This window comes from Candidatus Accumulibacter contiguus (assembly GCF_036625285.1).
GTDB lineage: Bacteria > Pseudomonadota > Gammaproteobacteria > Burkholderiales > Rhodocyclaceae > Accumulibacter > Accumulibacter contiguus.
Genome location: NZ_JAZKUC010000002.1, coordinates 57,901 through 77,117, shown reverse-complemented (window position 1 = coordinate 77,117; position 19,217 = coordinate 57,901). Strand labels below are relative to the sequence as shown.

At 63.1% G+C, this 19,217-nt stretch carries 14 protein-coding genes; 5 read left to right on the top strand and 9 right to left on the bottom strand.

The window, feature by feature from the left end; all coding sequences use genetic code 11:
* Nucleotides 1-8: 8 nt before the first annotated feature.
* The gene (locus V5B59_RS18860) at nt 9-788 is read right to left on the bottom strand and encodes an enoyl-CoA hydratase/isomerase family protein (RefSeq protein WP_169069727.1); all 780 of its coding nucleotides are present in this window, start codon (nt 786-788) and stop codon (nt 9-11) included.
* Nucleotides 785-1,456, bottom strand: a complete 672-nt coding sequence (locus V5B59_RS18855) for a GntR family transcriptional regulator (RefSeq protein WP_034908811.1) — start codon at nt 1,454-1,456, stop codon at nt 785-787. The genes V5B59_RS18860 and V5B59_RS18855 overlap by 4 nt, the downstream gene beginning before the upstream one ends.
* Nucleotides 1,457-1,650: 194 nt before the next feature.
* Here V5B59_RS18855 and scpA point away from each other — a divergent pair, with 194 nt between their 5' ends.
* From scpA to accC, 4 genes are all read left to right on the top strand, one after another.
* Nucleotides 1,651-3,825, top strand: coding sequence for a methylmalonyl-CoA mutase (scpA, locus tag V5B59_RS18850; protein ID WP_288131963.1), 2,175 nt, complete (start codon nt 1,651-1,653; stop codon nt 3,823-3,825).
* Nucleotides 3,826-3,855: 30 nt separating this feature from the next.
* Entirely contained in the window at nt 3,856-4,854 is a 999-nt protein-coding gene (meaB, locus tag V5B59_RS18845) for a methylmalonyl Co-A mutase-associated GTPase MeaB (RefSeq protein ID WP_169069728.1), read from the top strand.
* A 72-nt stretch (nt 4,855-4,926) separates the two neighbouring features.
* Nucleotides 4,927-6,459, top strand: a complete 1,533-nt coding sequence (locus V5B59_RS18840; protein ID WP_034926362.1) for an acyl-CoA carboxylase subunit beta — start codon at nt 4,927-4,929, stop codon at nt 6,457-6,459.
* Nucleotides 6,460-6,478: 19 nt separating this feature from the next.
* Entirely contained in the window at nt 6,479-8,467 is a 1,989-nt protein-coding gene (accC, locus tag V5B59_RS18835; protein ID WP_169069729.1) for an acetyl-CoA carboxylase biotin carboxylase subunit, read from the top strand.
* 548 nt (nt 8,468-9,015) lie between these two features.
* Here accC and V5B59_RS18830 read toward each other — a convergent pair.
* The 3 genes from V5B59_RS18830 to V5B59_RS18820 are packed head-to-tail and all read right to left on the bottom strand — an operon-like array spanning nt 9,016 to nt 12,959.
* Complete coding sequence (locus tag V5B59_RS18830; protein WP_169069730.1) at nt 9,016-12,150, bottom strand: DUF3427 domain-containing protein; 3,135 nt, start codon at nt 12,148-12,150, stop codon at nt 9,016-9,018.
* A complete protein-coding gene (locus V5B59_RS18825) occupies nt 12,137-12,577 on the bottom strand; it encodes a DNA cytosine methyltransferase (RefSeq protein WP_332352226.1) in 441 nt (146 codons plus the stop codon). Before V5B59_RS18825 ends, V5B59_RS18830 begins: the two co-directional genes overlap by 14 nt.
* Nucleotides 12,578-12,608: 31 nt before the next feature.
* Nucleotides 12,609-12,959: a helix-turn-helix domain-containing protein gene (locus V5B59_RS18820; RefSeq protein ID WP_169069732.1), complete on the bottom strand. Its 351-nt coding sequence runs from the start codon at nt 12,957-12,959 to the stop codon at nt 12,609-12,611.
* Between the two features lie 16 nt (nt 12,960-12,975).
* Between V5B59_RS18820 and V5B59_RS18815 the strand changes: the two genes are divergently transcribed.
* Nucleotides 12,976-13,218: a hypothetical protein gene (locus tag V5B59_RS18815; RefSeq protein WP_169069733.1), complete on the top strand. Its 243-nt coding sequence runs from the start codon at nt 12,976-12,978 to the stop codon at nt 13,216-13,218.
* Between the two features lie 265 nt (nt 13,219-13,483).
* Here the strand turns inward: V5B59_RS18815 and V5B59_RS18810 are convergent, their stop codons facing one another.
* Genes V5B59_RS18810 through V5B59_RS18795 form a run of 4 tightly spaced genes read right to left on the bottom strand, consistent with a single transcriptional unit; the run spans nt 13,484 to nt 19,075 of the window.
* On the bottom strand, nt 13,484-14,560 hold the full coding sequence (locus V5B59_RS18810; protein ID WP_169069734.1) for a lipocalin-like domain-containing protein: 1,077 nt from the start codon (nt 14,558-14,560) through the stop codon (nt 13,484-13,486).
* A gap of 9 nt (nt 14,561-14,569) precedes the next feature.
* Entirely contained in the window at nt 14,570-17,080 is a 2,511-nt protein-coding gene (locus V5B59_RS18805) for an FtsX-like permease family protein (RefSeq protein ID WP_169069735.1), read from the bottom strand.
* Complete coding sequence (locus V5B59_RS18800) at nt 17,077-17,739, bottom strand: ABC transporter ATP-binding protein (RefSeq protein WP_034915930.1); 663 nt, start codon at nt 17,737-17,739, stop codon at nt 17,077-17,079. Before V5B59_RS18800 ends, V5B59_RS18805 begins: the two co-directional genes overlap by 4 nt.
* Nucleotides 17,740-17,767: 28 nt before the next feature.
* Nucleotides 17,768-19,075, bottom strand: coding sequence for an HD-GYP domain-containing protein (locus V5B59_RS18795; RefSeq protein ID WP_248594729.1), 1,308 nt, complete (start codon nt 19,073-19,075; stop codon nt 17,768-17,770).
* Nucleotides 19,076-19,217 lie beyond the last annotated feature (142 nt).

Sequence of the window (19,217 nt, the reverse complement as noted above, 5' to 3'; positions counted from 1 at the left end):
CGGGGTGATCAGCGACCGTTGAACTGCGGTTTGCGTTTTTCGAGAAAAGCCGACAGGCCCTCGTGGTAATCTTCGCTGTCGAGGAAAGCGAACGAAGCGCGCAGTTCCTGCTCACTGAGCGGTCGAGCGTGCTGCAGGCGGCGTACCCACTGTTTGTGCCAGCGGGCGACCAGCGGCGCGCCTTCGCAGATGCGCCGGGCACTCGTGTAGGCTTCCGGAACGAGCTCCGGATCAGCGACGACGCGCGTGACGAGGCCCTTGGCCAGAGCCTCTCCTGATCCGAGAATGCGCCCTTCGAGCAGAATTTCGAGCACCGTCGCCGGCCCGGCGAGACGCAGCAGACTCGCCATTTCGACGGGATACATCGAAAATCCGAGCTGGTTGATCGGCGCACCGAAGCGCGCAGACTCGCCACAGATGCGCAGGTCACACTGCGCGGCGATCTCCAGCCCTCCCCCGATGCACGCCCCCTGCACCATGGCGATCGTTGGGTGGCGACAATCGAAAACCGCCTGCAAGGCGGCACCCGCCTGTGCGTGATACGCCATCGCACGCTCCAGGGTATCGCGCTGGCTCCGGAACTCCTCGATGTCGCCACCCGCAGCGAAAGCCTGCTCTCCGTCGCCGCGCAGGACGACACAGCGCAGTTGATCGTCGGCGGACAGCTCGCTGACCACTGCCGCCAGGGTCTGCCACATCGCCAGGTCGAGCGCGTTGCGCTTGCCCGGATTCGCCAAGGTGACGGTCGCGACGGCGTCCGCGCGCGCGCAGAGAATGCTGCCGGTCATGCCACCAACTCCTGATGAACGGGGTTCCTGGCCAGCGCCTGCCGTCCGGACAGAATGTGATCGTGCATCAGGTTCTGCGCCCGCGTCGCGTCACCGGCCTTGATGGCCTCGAGAATGGCAGTATGTTCCGCCAGCGACTGCTGCAGACGACCATCGATGCTCAACGAAAAAAGGCGCGTCAGCTTGAGCACCTTGCGCAGATCCTGGATCACCTGTTGTAGCCAGCGGTTTCCGGAAAGCTGCTGGATGCGTGCGTGAAACTCCTGATTCGCCACGAAGAAGCGCTCGATCTGATTGCTGGCGGCGAAGCGTTCGAGCTGTCGATGGATGGTTTCAAGCCTGGCGATCTGCTCGGGCTGCGCGCGCCTGGTCGCTTCGAGTGCGCAACGCCCTTCGAGCATCGCCATCAAGGGGAAAATCTCGTCCAGATCCTGCTCCGATATTTCGGTCACGAAACAACCACGGCGTGGCTTCAGCGTCACCAGCCCTTCTGCAGCCAGAACCTTCAGCGCTTCGCGCAAGGGGGTTCGACTGATGCCGTAATCGACCGTCAGCAACTGCTCGTCGATGCGTGTTCCCGGCGGCAGTTCGTGCGCAAAGATGCGCTGCCTCAGTCTTTCAGCAACTTCCTGGTAGAGGGCAGTCTGGGCTATACGACTCGCAACCATCGATCTTTTTTCGCAGCCTTGTTCAGGTCCCCCAAGGGACCTTGCTTTCATAATTATGGATACAGTATTATTCGCGGAGCGGGGTGTCAAGCGTTAAAATAGCCTGTGCAGCGCGACTCCCCTGAGCGCCATGGCTTGTGCATCGTCAGGCGGAAGAACCGCCTCAATCCACAGATTTCTCGAAAGGTTCCGTCATGTCCAACGCGAACAATGCTGCAAAAAGTGATTCTGCAAATCTTGATGCCTGGAAAAAGGCAGCCGCCAAGTCGGCGCCCGGAGGGAATGTTGACGCACTGAACTGGGTGACACCCGAAGGAATCGTCGTCAAGCCGCTATATACCAAGGCCGATATCGAAGGTCTGGAATACACCGACACGCTGCCCGGCTTGGCCCCTTTCGTGCGCGGCCCGCAGGCAACGATGTATGCCGTGCGTCCGTGGACCATTCGCCAGTACGCCGGCTTCTCCACCGCCGAAGCGTCGAACGCTTTCTACCGCAAGGCGCTGGCCGCCGGCGGCCAGGGGGTTTCGGTGGCTTTCGATCTGGCGACGCACCGCGGTTACGACTCCGATCATCCGCGCGTCACAGGTGATGTCGGCAAGGCCGGAGTGGCGATCGATTCGGTCGAGGACATGAAGATCCTGTTCGACGGCATCCCGCTCGAAAAGATCTCGGTGTCGATGACCATGAATGGCGCCGTGCTGCCGATTCTCGCCGGTTACATCGTTGCCGCCGAAGAGCAGGGTGTGCCGCAGGACAAACTCTCGGGGACTATCCAGAACGACATCCTCAAGGAGTTCATGGTTCGCAACACCTACATCTACCCGCCGAAGCCGTCGATGAAAATCATCGCCGACATCATCGGCTACACCGCAAACCACATGCCGAAGTTCAACTCGATCTCGATTTCGGGTTATCACATGCAGGAAGCCGGCGCCACACAGGCGCTCGAACTCGCGTTCACGCTGGCTGACGGCCGCGAGTACGTGAAAACGGCGATTGCCTCCGGCCTCGACGTCGACTTCTTTGCCGGCCGCCTGTCGTTCTTTTTCGCCATCGGGATGAACTTCTATCTCGAAGTGGCCAAGCTACGCGCCGCTCGCCTGCTCTGGTGGAAGATCATGCAGGAGTTTTCACCGAAGAGCCCGAAATCAATGATGTTGCGCACCCACTGCCAGACCTCCGGCTGGTCGCTGACCGAACAGGATCCCTACAACAACGTCGTGCGCACCACCATCGAGGCGATGGCGGCGGTTTTCGGCGGCACCCAGTCGCTGCACACCAACGCGCTGGATGAGGCGATCGCCCTGCCGACCGAATTCTCGTCGCGCATCGCGCGCAATACGCAACTGGTCATCCAGGAAGAGACGCACATCACCAACGTCATCGATCCCTGGGCCGGTTCGTACATGATGGAGAAGCTGACGCAGGATCTGGTCGACGAAGCCTGGAAGATCATCGAAGAGGTAGAAAGTATGGGCGGCATGACGCATGCCGTCGAATCCGGCTGGGCGAAGATGAAGATCGAGGGCTGCGCGGCCGACAAGCAGGCACGCATCGATTCCGGCAAGGACGTGATCGTCGGTGTGAACAAGTACAAGCTCGCCAAGGAAGACATGATCGACATTCGCGACATCGACAACAACGCCGTCCGAGACTCACAGATCGCGCGCCTGAAGACGGTGCGCGCAAACCGTGATTCCGACCAGGTCAACGCCGCGCTCGCCGATCTGACGCGCTGCGCCGAAACCGGTGAAGGCAACCTGCTCGACTTCGCGGTCAAGGCGATGCGCCTGCGCGCGACGGTTGGGGAGGTCTCGGACGCGATGGAAAAAATCTTTGGCCGTTTCCGCGCCACGCAGCAGACCGTCTCGGGAGTCTATGGCGCAGTCGTCGAGGGCATGGCGAGTTGGGAAACGCTGAAGGCCGAAATCGCCAAGTTCAACGATGAAGAAGGCCGGCGGCCGCGGATCATGATTGCCAAGCTCGGCCAGGACGGCCACGACCGGGGCGCCAAGGTGGTAGCCACCGCTTTTGCCGACCTCGGCTTCGACATCGACGTCGGCCCGCTTTTCCAGACCCCGGAAGAAGCTGCCCGTCTGGCGATCGAGAATGACGTGCACGCCATTGGCGTCTCCTCACTCGCCGCCGGGCACAAGACACTGTTGCCGGCGCTGGTGCAGGCCCTCAAGGATCAGGGCGCCGACGACATCATCGTCTTTGCTGGCGGCGTCATACCGCCGCAGGATTATGACTTCCTGTTTGCCGCCGGCGCCAAGGCCATCTTCGGTCCCGGTACCCGCATCGAGGACTCGGCGATGACCGTTCTCGCGGAAATCCGCAAGGCCCGCGCGCAAGTAACTGCCTGAACGGCGCCACCATCTGCAAAGGTCATGGACATGTCCAGCGCGTCCGCCGGCAGCCTCACGGCTGCCGACCAGCACCTCGTCGATGGCGTTCTTGCCGGTCGCCGGCGGGCGCTGGCCAAAACCATCACCCTCGTCGAGTCGACGCACCATGATCACCATCGACGTGCGCGACAGGTGTTGGCAGCGCTGCTGCCGCACACGGGAAGAACGATTCGGGTCGGCATCTCGGGCTCGCCAGGGGCCGGCAAATCGACCTTCATCGAATCGCTGGGCGTTCATCTGATCGAAGCCGGCAAGCGCGTTGCCGTTCTCGCCGTTGATCCATCGTCGTCGGTTTCCGGCGGTTCGATCCTCGGTGACAAGACTCGCATGGAGTTGCTCTGCCAGCGCGACGAAGCGTTCATCCGGCCCAGCCCTTCCTCGGGTTCGTTGGGTGGCGTCGCTGACAAGACGCGTGAAGCGATGCTGGTTTGCGAAGCGGCCGGTTTCGACGTCATCATTGTCGAAACGGTCGGCGTCGGACAATCCGAGACGACGGTCGCCGGTATGGTCGATGTGTTCGTCCTGCTGCAATTGCCCAACGCCGGCGACGACCTGCAGGCGATCAAGAAGGGAATCGTCGAGATCGCCGACCTGATCGTCTTCAACAAGGCCGACATCGATGAACGCGCCGCCGCATTCGCGCGCGGGCAGATGAGAGCAGCGCTGACCATGCTGCGCAGCGCCAGCCCCAACTGGCGTCCACCGGTGCTGACCGTCAGCGCGCTTGCAAAACGCGGCATCGCCGAATTCTGGGCCGAAATCGAGCGCTACCAGAGCACCCTGACCGCTACCGGCGAATTCGAAGAAAAACGCCGCCGGCAGGCCGTCGACTGGATGTGGAGCCTGATCGATTCCGGCCTGCGCCGCTATTTCCGTTCCCATCCGGCAGTGCGCTCGGCGCTGCCGGAATTGTTGAGCGACGTCGCCGAAGGGCGCACGACGCCCGGCGCAGCAGCGTCACGTCTGCTGGCGTATCTAAAGCACTGATTGCAAAAATACCGAGATCCTCCGACTTGTTTGAGTAGTTCTGATTGACGCGACCGTTAGGGAGTAGAGCATATGCACGACATCATTCGCCAGCTTGCAGAAAAGCGCGCGGCGGCCTGTCTGGGTGGTGGCCAGAAGCGTATCGACAGCCAGCACAGCAAGGGCAAACTGGCTGCCCGCGAACGCATCGAGCTTCTGCTCGATAGTGGCTCGTTCGAAGAGTGGGACATGTTCAAGGAGCACCGCTGCAACGACTTCGGCATGGCCGCGCAGTCGGTACCCGGCGACGGGGTGGTGATCGGCTGCGGCACCATCAACGGCCGCCTGATGTTCGTGTTCTCGCAGGATTTCACCGTTTTCGGCGGCTCGCTGTCGGAAGCGCATGCCGAGAAGATCTGCAAGGTCATGGACCACGCGATCAAGGTCGGAGCGCCGGTGATCGGCCTCAACGACTCGGGCGGTGCCCGCATCCAGGAAGGCGTGGCTTCGCTCGCCGGTTACGCCGACGTCTTCCAGCGCAACGTCCTCGCCTCGGGCGTCGTGCCACAGATCTCGCTGATCATGGGACCGTGCGCGGGTGGTGCGGTGTATAGCCCGTCGATGACCGACTTCATCTTCATGGTCAAGGATTCGTCGTACATGTTCGTCACCGGCCCGGAAGTGGTCAAGACAGTGACGCACGAAGACGTCACCTCCGAAGAACTCGGCGGCGCGATCACGCATACGACCAAATCCGGCGTCGCCGATCTGGCTTTCGAGAACGATGTCGAAGCCTTGATGATGATTCGCCGGTTCATCAGTTTCCTGCCGTCGAACAACCGCGAGAAGCCGCCGCGTCTGCCGTCGCAGGATCCGGCCGACCGTCTCGACTTCTCGCTCGATACGCTGGTCCCGGACAACCCTAACAAGCCGTACAACATCAAGGAACTGATCATCAAGATCGCCGATGATGGCGACTTCTTTGAACTGCAGCGCGAATACGCCAAAAACATCGTCATCGGCTTCGCGCGCATGGACGGCTCCACCGTCGGTATCGTCGCCAACCAGCCGCTGGTCCTCGCCGGCTGCCTGGATATCAAGAGTTCGATCAAGGCGGCGCGCTTCGTCCGTTATTGCGATGCCTTCAACATCCCGGTGGTGACCTTCGTCGATGTCCCCGGCTTCATGCCCGGCACCGCGCAGGAATACGGTGGCATCATCAAGCATGGCGCCAAGCTGCTCTACGCCTACGCCGAATGTACGGTGCCGAAGATCACCGTGATCACCCGCAAGGCCTATGGCGGCGCCTATGACGTGATGGCGTCGAAGCACCTGCGCGGCGACGTCAACTTCGCCTGGCCATCTGCCGAAATCGCGGTGATGGGACCGAAAGGTGCAGTCGAGATCATCTTCCGCGAGGAGAAGGGCGACCCGGCCAAACTGGCAGCGCGCGAGGCCGAGTACAAGGCCAAGTTCGCCAATCCCTTTGTCGCCGGCGCACGCGGCTTCATCGACGATGTGATCATGCCCAACGAGACCCGCAAGCGCATTTGCCGCTCTCTGGCAATGTTGCGCAACAAGCAGCTGGAAAACCCGTGGCGCAAGCACGGCAACATTCCGCTTTGATCGACGGGGAGAAATAGAGATGTTCAAGAAAATTCTGATCGCCAACCGCGGCGAGATCGCCTGCCGGGTCATGAAGACCGCCAAGAAAATGGGCATCAAGACGGTCGCGGTCTATTCCGAGGCCGACAAGGACTCGATGCACGTACTGATGGCCGATGAAGCGGTATGTATCGGCCCCGCAGCCTCCAAGGAGTCGTACCTGGTGATCGACAAGATCATCGACGCCTGCAAGGCCACCGGCGCCGAGGCGGTACACCCCGGCTACGGCTTCCTCTCCGAGAATGAAGAGTTCTCGCGCCGCCTCGAAGACAACGGCGTCATATTCATCGGCCCGAAGCACTATTCGGTGGCCGCGATGGGCGACAAGATCGCTTCCAAGAAGCTGGCGATGGAAGCCAAAGTCAATACCATCCCCGGCTACAATGCCGAGATCGTCGACTCGGCGCAGGCCGTCGAAATCGCCAAGGGAATCGGCTACCCGGTGATGATCAAGGCGTCTGCCGGTGGTGGCGGCAAGGGTCTGCGCGTCGCCTTCAACGACAAGGAGGCCTTCGAGGGCTTCGAGGCCTGCCGCAACGAGGCCCGTAACAGCTTCGGCGACGATCGCGTGTTCATCGAGAAATTCGTTGAAGGCCCGCACCACATCGAGATCCAGGTCATCGCCGATTCCTTCGGCAACACCGTCTATCTGCTCGAGCGCGAATGCTCGATTCAGCGGCGGCACCAGAAGGTTCTCGAGGAAGCCCCCTCGCCATTCATCGACGACACGATCCGCAAGGCGATGGGCGAGCAAGCGGTGGCACTCGCCAAGGCCGTCAACTACCAGAGCGCAGGCACCGTCGAGTTCGTCGTCGGCTCGGACAAGTCGTTCTACTTCCTGGAAATGAACACCCGCCTGCAGGTCGAACATCCGGTCACCGAAATGATCACCGGCGTCGATCTCGTCGAACTGATGATCCGCGTCGCCGCCGGCGAACCCCTGCCATTCCGGCAGGAGGACATCAAGCCCAACGGCTGGGCGATCGAATGTCGGATCAATGCCGAGGATCCCTTCCGCGGCTTCCTGCCCTCGGTGGGTCGCCTGGTCAAGTATCGGCCACCGGAAACCGCCGAAGGACAGGTCCGCGTCGATACCGGCGTCTTCGAAGGCGGCGAGATTTCGATGTACTACGACTCGATGATCGCCAAGCTGATCTGCCACGGTGCGACCCGTGACCAGGCAGTCAGCCGGATGCGCGACGCACTGAATGCTTTCGTGATTCGCGGCATTGATTCCAACATTCCGTTCCAGGCGGCGCTGATGCAGAATCCGCGCTTCCTGTCGGGGGTGTTCACCACCGCCTTCCTTGCCGAAGAATATCCGGAAGGCTTCGTTGCCGCCGACGTGGTGCACGACGATCCGGGGCTGCTCGCCGCACTGGCTGCCTTCGGCCGTCGTCGCTATATCGATCGCGCGGTGCAGGTCAGCGGCCAGATGCCGGGCCATCAGCGCAAGGTCGGCAGTGAGTGGGTCGTCCAGATGGAGGGCAAGGACTACCCGGTGGTCGTCACGCCGATCCCTGGCGGCTACTCGGTGACGCATGGTGTCGATCGCTACGATCTCGTTTCCGACTGGAAGTTCGGCGAACTCGTTTTTCGCGGCACCTGCAACGGTACACCGATCTGCCTGCAGCTCGAGCGCATTGGTCTCCTGTATCGCGTAGTGCACTTCGGCAAGCAGGTCAAGGCCACGGTGATGACCGCCAACGCCGCCCGCATGCTGGCCTTGATGCCCAAGAAGCTGCCGCCGGACCTCTCGAAGTTCCTGCTCTCGCCGATGCCGGGCCTGCTGCGCGAGGTCTCGGTGACCGCCGGACAGCAGGTTAGCGCCGGCGAGAAGCTGGCCGTCATCGAGGCAATGAAGATGGAAAACGTCCTCAAGGCCGAACTCGATTGCAAGGTCAAGAAGGTCGTCGCCGCACCCGGTGAGAGTCTGTCGGTCGATCAGGTGATCATCGAATTCGAGTGAGCCTCGCGTCGTGGCAAGCATTACCATGAAAGTCGTGAGCGACTCTCGAACTCCCCTCTCGACTCGCGTGAGAGGGGTCGGGAGTGAGGGGAAACGGTCATGACTTTCATCATCGGTGGTGTCTTGCAAAGTCATGACCGTTTGTGAAGCAAGAAGCCCGCCGAATGGCGGGCTTCTTGCTTGGTGCGCCCATGCGCGCACTCGACGGGGGAGGACCCGGGCTCGCTTCTCCGGTGATCGAGCGAAACCTGACGCTGGGCAGAAATCATTCGTAATCCGCGGCTGCCTTTCCCGCTATCACCGACAGCCACCTGCCGGCTGTAGTGTGACTACCGAAAGCGGAACGACCGCCTGTTTCCATTACGCTCGACCTACCGCAACTCCGAAACCCGAGGGATAGGCAATGCAGTGTGCCCTGCGCGAGGTGCTGGGTCGGCAGCTGGCCAGTTTGCCTCCCAAGGATGCCGAAGTGTTGCGAACGCGCTTCGGCCTCAATGACGGCGATGCCAACAAAATTGGCAAACTAAAGAGTGTGATCGCGTCCGCGGCTATTCGCCCCGCAGGATACAGAATTCCCGGAATAACTGGTTCGGCAGATGTACTGCCAGCTGCCAGTAGATGCTCATGGGCTTTTCGCCCTCGGCACGCTCCAGCGTAACCGGGCCACATGCACGATAGGGCTTCCCTTTTGCTGTGCGAACGAAAAGCTGGAAGCTCCAGCCGTTGCCGGGACTCTCCAGATAGCGGCGGCCCACCGGGGTATCCGGCCCCGCCGAATTCTGCGATTGCCAGTGGAAGCGCCCGGGGCTGATGGCGAAGTCGCGGTAGGCGATGTGTTCGTGATATCCCTCGCGTTTGTCGAGGGTCACGAAAAGCAACTCGACCTTGCGCTCGTGGAGAGGCAGGACGCCAGCCTGAAAAGGTGTGCGCCGGTTGGCGGTCAACCAGCCTGTGGCGGTGAGGATTTCGCGGATGCCGTAGGCACCATGAAGGCAGAGGGGAACATCCTCCAGACCCGGAATGGCCTGCTGCTGCAACGTGCTTCTTGCCTGCAGGACCTCTCCGATCTCCGCAAGCTCGGCGCGATGGTCCGGGTGAAGCTGCAGTCGTCCCAGAAAATCCTCGCCGCTGCCGGTTTGGGGATGCTGCGCGTCCACCTGATAGGCTAGCATCTGGAGCAGAAGGCGTTCCCCTTCCTCCTGCGGATGGTAGGGCGCAGTGGATTCGTCGACCTTGAGCAACAGGTCGGTGCGTGCCGGATCATCCATGTGCAGCAAGTCGCCGAAGCGGCGACCGAAATAGTCGTCCTCGTCTCCCGGCGGCGTCCCCAGCAGGCCGGCATCGCGCTTAAGGTTGGTCCAGCCGGACCGACCGTTGTCACGGTAGATGTCACCCAGGTCGATGGCCTGTTCGCGTAGAAAGTTTGCCAGGCGGATGTTGTTTCGCCCGCGCAGGGCTGCGTAGGTCTGCAGCTCGGTACGCAGTCGACGCCAGTTCTGCTGCACCAGCTTTCTCAGACTGCGCAAAACCTGTTCGCGGGTCTGACGTTGCAGATGGATGTGGCAACCCGGTGGCAAGGTGCCGAAACCTTTGTCCACCGCCTCGATCAACTGGCTGCGCGAAAGTCCGGTGATGGTGGACAACAGGCGGTCGAAGCGGAATTCTTCCCGATGGCGACCGACGAAATCGAGAACCAGGCAGCTTTCCTTTCCCCTGGCCAGACGCAGGCCGCGGCCGATCTGCTGCTGGAACAGCACCGGGCTTTGCGTGGGTCGAAGAAGGAGCAGGGTATCGACCAGCGGCAGATCGACACCTTCGTTATAGAGATCACAGGTCACAAGCGCAGTAACCTCTCCCCGGGCCAGCATTTCCGGTGCCCTCCGCCTTTCCTCCTGAGAGGTGTCGCCCACCACGCATAGCGTCTTGATGCCGGCCTGTTTCAGTCTTTCGGTCATGTATTGCGCATGAGCCACGGAGACACAGAACACCAGGGCGCGGCCGCGGGCCGGGTCACCCGCCAAACGGCGCCATTCGTTGAGCACCAGCCGAGCGCGCACTTCGTTGCCAGTGACCAAGCTGTCGATGGCGACCAGTTCCCCGGGCTGCTGCCAGGGCACTTCAGAGAAGTCGGTATCGTCGTCGCAGGCGTAATACTCGAAAGGGCTCAGCAACTGTTGGTCGAGGGCGTGCCAGAGTCGGAGTTCGACGGCGGGCGAGCCATCCGGCCGGTTGTTGAAATAACCCAGGATCGGCTTGCCGTCACTGCGTTCGGGAGTCGCTGTCAGGCCAAGGAGAATGTGCGGCCGAACGGTGGTCACCAAGGCCTCGAAACGATCGGCCGCCAGGCGGTGGCACTCATCCACCACCACGACGTACCAGTGGTCGGTGCCGTGGCGTGTCGCCACATCGCGCGCCACTACGCTGTCGATGGTGGCAAAGACGTGATCGAATCTTTGTGGTTGGGTGCCTCCGGTAAGCAGCTCGCCAAAGGAATGGTCGCGCAGCACTTCACGATAGGTCCGCAGCGCCTGCTTCAATATCTCCTCCCGATGGGCCACGAACAGCAATCGCGGCTGCCCACCCTCCTGCATGCAGAGACGCTTATAGTCGAAGGCGGCCACGACGGTCTTACCGGTGCCGGTGGCGGCGACGACAAGATTACGCCGGCGATCGTGATTCCGTTCAACTTGCAGCTGATCGAGCATTTCCTGCTGATAGGCTTTCGGCTCAAGGTCAAAATAGGTGGGCCGGGCAACGATGTCTTCTCCCGACTCCCGTTTGAGCGCCTCCCCGAGGGCGGTCCGGTGTGCCGGGTTGGCGGGGTCGTAGCCCTGGAATTCGTTGTCTTCCCAGAGCATCTCGAAGTGCGCACTGGCACGTTCAAACAAATCCGGCTGACCACGCTCGGTGAATTTCACCGTCCACTCTAGCCCGCCCATCAGCGCGGCCCCTGACAAGTTGGCGCTGCCTACGTAGGCCGAACCAAAGCCGGTCTGGCGCCGGAACAGCCAGGCCTTGGCATGCAGCCGGGTCCGGCGGCCGTCGAGCGAAACGCGAATCTCGCAACCCGGCAGGTCGGCCAGCTCATCCAGGGCCAGGATTTCCGTGGCACCTGTGTAGGTGGTCGTCAGGACGCGCAGGCGCGTTCGCGGCTGGCCATCGGCGCTCACTGCGGTCACGGATTTGAGGATGTCAAGCAGCTTGCGCACCCCGGAGTGGGTGATGAAGCTGACCAGGATGTCAACGTGATCGCAGGCTGCCAGTTCGCGGCGCAATTCGGTCAGCAGCGAGGGTGAGCCTTTACCGGCCGTGAAGAGCCAAGGCGAAGCCAGGCCGGTCTCCGGCATCACCGGGCTTGACGACTGCCGGTGGATAGCCTGCAGGAGTCGGGGTGGAGAGAGGAGGGTGTCCGCACCCTCAGCATCATTCCCAAGGCGATGACGCAGGCCAACGAGGACGGAATTGACCAGGTCAAGCTGATGCTGCAGCTTCTCCGCACCCTCGCCTTTCAGGTCATCGAGGATTCGGGTCAACTGGGAAGCAATCGCATCGGCCAGGCGCCCGGGGGCTTCCTCCGCCGTCAGGGGCTTGAGGGTGCGGCCGTCATCCGTTGTCGTCCGGGAGACGAGATTCCAAAGCGTTTGGGTGAGCAGCTGGTCGTAGAGACCGTCAGGCAATGCCATATCTTTCCTTCAATAGGAGCGCCTGAAGCCTTACAGTGTTCATGTCACCCGCCACGAATCTGTCGCCAGTCGACTGGTGTGCTGCGGCTCTCGTCGCCGCTTCGCGCATCAACTCTTCGATCTTTTCTCTGGTCTTGCTCCTCCACCCCTTGAGGCTGCGGGGGGCTTCCCTGATCACCTGGAACCACGACTCGAAGGAATCCGGCTCCCTCGACAGACGGCTGCGCAAAAGTGGCAAACCAGAAATCGCCTGCCACACCGACACCCTGCCGGTCATCGCCGGCGACAGCACGTCATGATCCAGCCATGACAGATCGCGCCGTACCCCGAAAAGAATGACCCTGTGGCGCATCTGTGGAACGCCAAAATTCTCGGCTTCGATGATGAAGTCCTGGGGCCTGATGCTGTCACCGCGACCATCAACCACAAGAGATCTACAACCGGAATCGGATTCTGCATCATTTCCTGTCTTTCATGGTCGATGCGGCGGTCGTCGCGCAAACCTGGGCATATTCACCTGTCAGGGTGTCAATGAGCTTCGAGATCAGGAGGCGGACCTGACCGAGACTCGTATCGGCAAGTGCTGTCCGCACCTTGTTGGCGAGTTCATCGGCTGTCGGAATGGGCTCACTGCTGCCCGAATGTACCATCCGCATGCAGTGCTCTATCACCGGCGCCGGAGGGCTTGCCTTTCCGCTCTCGTAACGACTGATGGAGGACTGCAGGACGCCCAGCTCATGGGCGAATTCTTTCTGGCTACGACCATTTCGTGCGGCCCGAACCAGTTCGGCAATGGTGGTAATCGCCATAGGCGGAATCATTTATATGCAAAATTTGCATATTTTAACAGATAAAAATGCTCAATGTGCATTTACGGCTGTGCTTGTCGACGTCTTAAGCTCACGATTTTTCCGGGGTCGCAGGGTCTGCTGCTATGGTTATTCTCTGCCCCTGGAGCGGGCCGTGGCCGACCTGGGCGTTGAAGTGCCCCTTGGGCAGATTGCGGCCGAGCGCCAGGAGGAGACCATGATGGAATTTCGATTGCCACCGGTACTGCACGCTGACTGAGCGCATAGCTGGCGACTGGGCGGAGGCGGATGGCCTGCCGGCTGCGCGCCCCGTTCCTGCCGCAGGGATGCTGATCGTCGAAAGACGCAGGTTCACTGTGTCGGTGACGGCGCGCAGTGGGTACGGGACCCGATCGATCCGTGACCGGTTGAGCGGCCTGACTTCGCCTGCCGCGCTGGCGGGAACGGTGACCTGGTGCGCAACGACGGATGGCAGGCCAGGATCCGGGGTCGTCCGGGAACCTCGCACGGACTGCGAGTTTCCCTTACATCTGCAATCTGCCGGCGTAGCCGGTCATTTCCAGGTAGCCGCGACCGCTGAGGCTGCCTTCGACCTTGACCAGCCCCTCCCAATACACCACCGGCACCGGCCGGCTGGTGGACAGTTCCTGATCGTCGAGCACCGGCAGCGTCCGCAGGGTGTGCTCGCCGAAACGGATTTCCAACTGCACCGGATAACTGGCGCCGCTGCGCGGCGACGACCAGCGGCGTAGCGGCGTGAAGCTGACGGCGTCCGACCCGAACTGGCGCAGGTGGCCGGCGGCGTCGCGCCAGGTGGCATGCGCGAAACGCGTCTGTCCCTGTGCATCGCGCATGCGAAAGGCCATCAGCGCGCCACCGTCGGCGAGGTTGATTCCCAGCCAGTCCCAGCCGACTGCGCCATCACCGAGGTAAGCGGTCGACCACTCGTGATCGAACCAGGCGCGACCGCTGACTGACTGCCGTCGACCGTCCTGCACCAGTTCCCCGGCGACCTGCAACTGCGGCCAGCTCACGTAGTAGCTCGCCGACTCCGGCCCTTGGCCCTTGCGTGAATAACCGTTCTCGCCCTGCAGCAGCAGCGGCTGCGAAGGCGTCAGGGTCAGGTCGTACGAGAACTGCGGGCTCTGCATCTGCAGTCGGAACACTTCGCCCGCGCTGCGCTGCTGCCGAAACATGCGCCAGGCGCCGATCGAGACGTCGCAGTCGAGACTCGAAAAGCCGGCGCCGAGATCGGCGCGCGCGGCGCGTTCGGCGTGCCACAGCCGCTCGCCGGGGATGGTCAGCGCCGCGTGCGCAAAGAGAATCTGGCGCGCGGCCAGCGGCGAGCGCAGTGTTTCGGCGCGGCCTGTCCGGCTGCGAAAGAAGGTGAGCTGAAAACCGGTGTCGGGCCTGGGCGAATCCAGCGCGCCGGTCACGTACCACCATTCGGTCCGGAAATCCGGATGCGCGCCGTGGTCACGCGGAAATTCGAGCAGGCGTCCGGGCGTCACCGGCGGGTAGGCGACCGGTGTTTCCACTGCCGCGGCGCGCGCCAGCAGCGGCAACAGCAAGGGAGTGGCCAGGAAGCTGCGGCGGCGCATCGGCGGTGCTTACTGGGCGCTGGCCAGAACCTGCGCCACCGGTAGCCGCGTCGCCTGGCGCGCTGCATAGTGGCTGGCAAGCACGGCCGCGACCAGTGTCGACCCGGCGCCGGCCAGCAGGGCCGGCCAGGGAATGTGCAGCGACATTCGCCAATGGAAAGCCTGCGGGTTGATGACCTGCGTCAGGATGGTACCGATCGCGATACCGCAGGCGAGTCCGATGAAGAGGCCGACGGCGGCGATCAGCGCGCCTTCGAGCATCACCGCGCGACTCAGCATGCGGCGGCTGAAACCGAGCGCGCCGAGCGTTGCCAGTTCGCGGGCGCGCAAGCAGACACTGGCGGCGAGGGTCACCGCCAGCCCGAACAGTCCGATCAGCATCGCTGCGGCTTCGAGCGCGTAGGTCACGGCAAAGCTCTTGTCGAATATCGACAGGCTCAGCCGGCGAATCTCGGCAGCGTCGGCCACTTCGAGTCCGTACTGACCGGTGTAGGGCGCGAGCCAGGCAGTGGCAGCGGCTTCCTGGCCGGGCCGCGGCCACAACGCGAGGTCGGTGGGCTGGAAATCGCCGCCCAGGCGCTGGTAATCGTCGCGGCTGATCGCAATCGCGCCGAACTGCCGGGAATAGTCGCGCCAGACGCCGCCGACGAAGACCTCGATGGCGCGTCCGAGCAGCGGCAGGCGCAAGGTCTGACCGGGCGCGATGCGGTAGATCTCGTGCAGCGCTTCGCTGATCCAGACCACGGCGATGTCGCCTGCCGGCGGCGCAAGCACCGGCCCGGTGAACGGCAGGCGCGCTTCCGGATGGCTACGCTCGATCTCGCGTACCAGCAGTGCGACGTTCGGCCGCTGCGGGTCGATGGTCAGCGAAGCCTGCGCGCTCTGCTCGACACGGGCAAATGGCACCTCGGGCCGGGTCAGCGCTGCGAGCAACTCCTGCGGCAAGGGCGTGGACTTGCTGCGCAGATACAGCGGTGCCGGCAACACCTCGTCGAGCCAATGGTCCACGGCGACGCGAAAGCTCGACACCATGATCACCATGCTGGCGGTCAGGGCGAAGCTGACGATCAGACCGCTCGCCGCCACCTGCGCCATCAGCGGCGCCTGCGCGACATTCTGGATGGCGATCCGTTGCGGCGCCGGCAAACTTCGCCGGGCGAACCCGCCAAACACGTTCTGCGTGAGTAGCGGTGCGCTGGCGATGCCGATCACCAGAACCAGGGCAATGGCCGTATAACCGGCGAGTGGCAGGTCGAAGATTGCTGGCAACTGCGTCAGGACGAGCGCAGCCAGCGCCAGCAATACCGGGAGCAACCGCCTGACACGCTGCGCATCGCCGGCCGGCGGACGTTGTGCGAAACCGATTTTCAGGGCCTGCGCCAGCGGCTGCTCGCGGTTCAGGTACGCCGGGTAGAGCGCGCCGGCGAGGCTGGCCACGCAGCCAAGCGCCAGGAAGATCAACGCGGGCAGCATTTGCGGAACGATCCGCGGCGCGCTGCCCGCGAAATAACCGCCGCCGAGGTCGCCACCGAGTAGTTGCGTGAAGGCCAGCGCCAGCACGTAGCCGAGAGCCAAGCCGAGCAGCGCGCCCGGTACGCCGATCGCGAGCCCTTCGAGCAGGACCTGCAGGAGGCGCATGCGCGGTGAGAGACCGAGTACGCCGAGCAGCGCGAACTGCGTCGAGCGCTGCGCGACCGCTGTCAGTTGCGTCGCAAAGACCAGGAAGGCACCGGTCAGCAGGGCAACCAGCGCCAGCACGTTGAGGTTGACGCGGTAAGCGCGCGACAGGTTGGAGACGCGCGCGCTTTCGTCGTCGGGTGCACGCAGCAGCAGGCCGGCCGGCAGCTGCCCCGCCAACGCTGCCCGCCAGCTCGCCGGGTCGGTCGCAGGCGCTAGGCGTACGCGACCCTCGCTGACGGCATTTGCTGGTCCGAAGTGTTCCTGCACCCAGGCGATGTCGGCGACCAGCAACAGGTCGTCGGGTCCGGTGCCCGGCAGGTCGCCGGCAATCGTGGTGGCCCAGTGCTGATCACCGCGCCGCAGCGTCACCGCCGCACCGGCCGACAGCCCGAGCTGGCCGAGCAGCGCCGGTGAAACATAGACGCCGCCGTCGAAGAGGTTGCCGGCGACGCGATCGCTCTGGCGTGGCAGCAGCTTTGGCATCACCGCTGCGGCGCTGAACACGTCGAGGCCGATCAGCCGCACCGGTGTGCGCGCCGGTTCGATGCGCACGCGCGTTTCGATCACCGGCGCGATGACCAGCACCGCCGGGTCGCGGGCGATGTCGTTGATGCTTTCCAGGGGAACACTGCCGGCACTGTCGCGGGCGGCCAGCAGCGCATCCGGGTCGCCCTGCACGGTCTGCATGGCGCGTGCAAAATCGGCCAGTGCGGCGTCGTTGATCAAATGGATCGCGTAGCCGAGCGCGACCCCGAGGGCGATCGCCAGCATCGACAACAGCGTCGCCGCGCGGCGTGTGCGGAACTGTGCGCAAATCAGCCACCAGGCCAGAGTGGTCATTGCAGGCCGTCCGGCGTCAGCGCCAGGATGCGGTCGCAGCACTGCGCAAGCGGCTGCGAATGGGTGACGATCAGCGCGCTGGTCTGCTGCTCGCGGACTCTTTCGAGCAGCAGCGAAAGCACCTCGCCGGCGGTGCGCGGATCGAGGTTGCCGGTCGGCTCGTCGGCCAGGATCAGCGCCGGCTGGTGCACCAGCGCGCGCGCAATCGCCACCCGCTGCAGCTCGCCGCCCGACAGCGACGCCGGCCAGCGTTCGCCGAAACCGGCGAGTCCGACGCGTTCGAGCAGCACCTGCGTGCGTGACGCGTGTTCGCCGGCCGGCACGCCGCAGAGCAGCAGCGGCACGCTGATGTTCTGGGCCACATTCAGCGTCGGCAACACATGAAACGCCTGGAAGACGAAGCCGATGTGCTGTGCCCGCAGCGCCGCCCGCGCAGTTTCATCGAGCCGGACGATGTCCAGCGCCTGCGGGCCGATGCAAATCGCGCCGCGGTCGGCGCTTTCCAGGCCGGCGATGCAGTTCAGCAGCGTGCTCTTGCCCACGCCCGATTCGCCGACCAGGGCCACGATCTCGCCTGCCGCGATGTGGAAAGCGAGCGCACTGAACAGCGGCCGGCTGGCCCTGGGGTGACGCTTGGAGAGACCGCTAACGGTCAGCATGTCCGTGCAGGTCAGCCATGATCAGTCACTATGCCGGACAGGACCAGTTCACCTTGCGGTGTGGCAGCAGATAGTTGAGTTCCTCAATGGAGCGTTCCTGCAGGCGCAGCATACGCTCGATGGTCACCACTTCTTGTGCTGCGAGATCGGCGATGATCGCCTGATGGCGAGGCGCCTCGGGCGCATAGATCATCACCTTGGGGGAGAGCGGCTTGCTGACGGGGGCCGAGCCCACGACTGCGCCGATCTGACCATCGCTGAGCTGTACGATGGAGCCGGGTGGATAGACCCCCATCGCGCGCACGAAGAGTTGCAGCAGACCTCTATCGAAGCCTTTCTGCTCCCTGGACCACATCGTCGACAAGGCCTCGGAAGGACCGATGGCCAGGCGTGGGTCGACCGGATTGACCAGCGTATCGAAACGGTCGGCAATTCCAACCAGCCGCGCCGTCAGAGGGATCGCGTTGCCCTTGAGGTGGTCGGGAAAACCACTGCCATCGCAGCGTTCGTGATGGGACAGGATGGTCTCCAGGATCGCATGCGACAGGCTGCAGGTCCGCAAGGCCTCGTCGTAGCCACCGCGGCAGTGGGTCTGGAAGAGCGCCTCCTCATGGCGGTTGCGCGCGGGGTTGCGCAGGATCGATGGACTCATCAATCGCTTGCCAATGTCATGGAGAAGCGCAGCGCTACCGAGTACGCGCAACGCCTGCTCGGGCAGCCCTGCCTGCTTGCCGAGCAACAAGGAAAGGGTCATCACCGATAAGGCATGCGCGGCTTGTCCGTCGTCCTGCCCCTTCTCGATCACCAGTACGAAAGCGCTGTCCGGGTCGGTCAGTAGCGCCGTGGTCGATTCCTCACAGATTCGGTTGAAATCCTTGACCGACTGTTGGGGGTTGGTACTGAAGCCCCGGATGGCGCTGCTCACCGTCGCCGCGGCTCCACGGTAATGCTGTCCAGCCTTGAGCAGCCGTTGCCGGAGTCCCTCCATCATCCGCTCACGTTCACGTCTGGCGTCCATGCGAGCCGCTTCCAGTGCTGCCAGGGCATCCCGTTCCGACTGGGCGGCCTGGTCCGCATCGTGGTCGGGCGGTGTCACGGCTTCCTGGAGCGGCCGTGGCGGAACCTTGCAGCGCGCCGGGTCGCAGAACAGTTGCGGCAGTTTCATCGCGGCGATCAGGCGCGCCTGCTCTTCATTCTCGATGACAAAAGAACTGAACATGAACTGGTGCTTGACCCACGACACCGGCAGACGGACGTGCACACCCGGACGCAGTTGTGATGCATCGATGCAGATCTCGCCCTCCTGCAGGGTCGCTTCACCCGGAGCTGAAGACAAATCACGCCCTCCTCTGCAAAATGCCGTCACCCGGGTGGTGCACGGCAGGCGCAACTATAGACCAGTTGGACTCGTCTGGCCGGCGATCATTCACGTGGCAATCACATCAGCGACCCACAAATAATGACCCCTGGCCGATGTG

Coding starts and splice junctions, on each gene's coding strand:
- V5B59_RS18860 (WP_169069727.1), bottom strand. CDS start 788: ATGACCGGCAGCATTCTCTGCGCGCGCGCGGACGCCGTCGCGACCGTC.
- V5B59_RS18855 (WP_034908811.1), bottom strand. CDS start 1,456: ATGGTTGCGAGTCGTATAGCCCAGACTGCCCTCTACCAGGAAGTTGCT.
- scpA (WP_288131963.1), top strand. CDS start 1,651: ATGTCCAACGCGAACAATGCTGCAAAAAGTGATTCTGCAAATCTTGAT.
- meaB (WP_169069728.1), top strand. CDS start 3,856: ATGTCCAGCGCGTCCGCCGGCAGCCTCACGGCTGCCGACCAGCACCTC.
- V5B59_RS18840 (WP_034926362.1), top strand. CDS start 4,927: ATGCACGACATCATTCGCCAGCTTGCAGAAAAGCGCGCGGCGGCCTGT.
- accC (WP_169069729.1), top strand. CDS start 6,479: ATGTTCAAGAAAATTCTGATCGCCAACCGCGGCGAGATCGCCTGCCGG.
- V5B59_RS18830 (WP_169069730.1), bottom strand. CDS start 12,150: ATGGCATTGCCTGACGGTCTCTACGACCAGCTGCTCACCCAAACGCTT.
- V5B59_RS18820 (WP_169069732.1), bottom strand. CDS start 12,959: ATGGCGATTACCACCATTGCCGAACTGGTTCGGGCCGCACGAAATGGT.
- V5B59_RS18815 (WP_169069733.1), top strand. CDS start 12,976: ATGCAAAATTTGCATATTTTAACAGATAAAAATGCTCAATGTGCATTT.
- V5B59_RS18810 (WP_169069734.1), bottom strand. CDS start 14,560: ATGCGCCGCCGCAGCTTCCTGGCCACTCCCTTGCTGTTGCCGCTGCTG.
- V5B59_RS18805 (WP_169069735.1), bottom strand. CDS start 17,080: ATGACCACTCTGGCCTGGTGGCTGATTTGCGCACAGTTCCGCACACGC.
- V5B59_RS18800 (WP_034915930.1), bottom strand. CDS start 17,739: ATGCTGACCGTTAGCGGTCTCTCCAAGCGTCACCCCAGGGCCAGCCGG.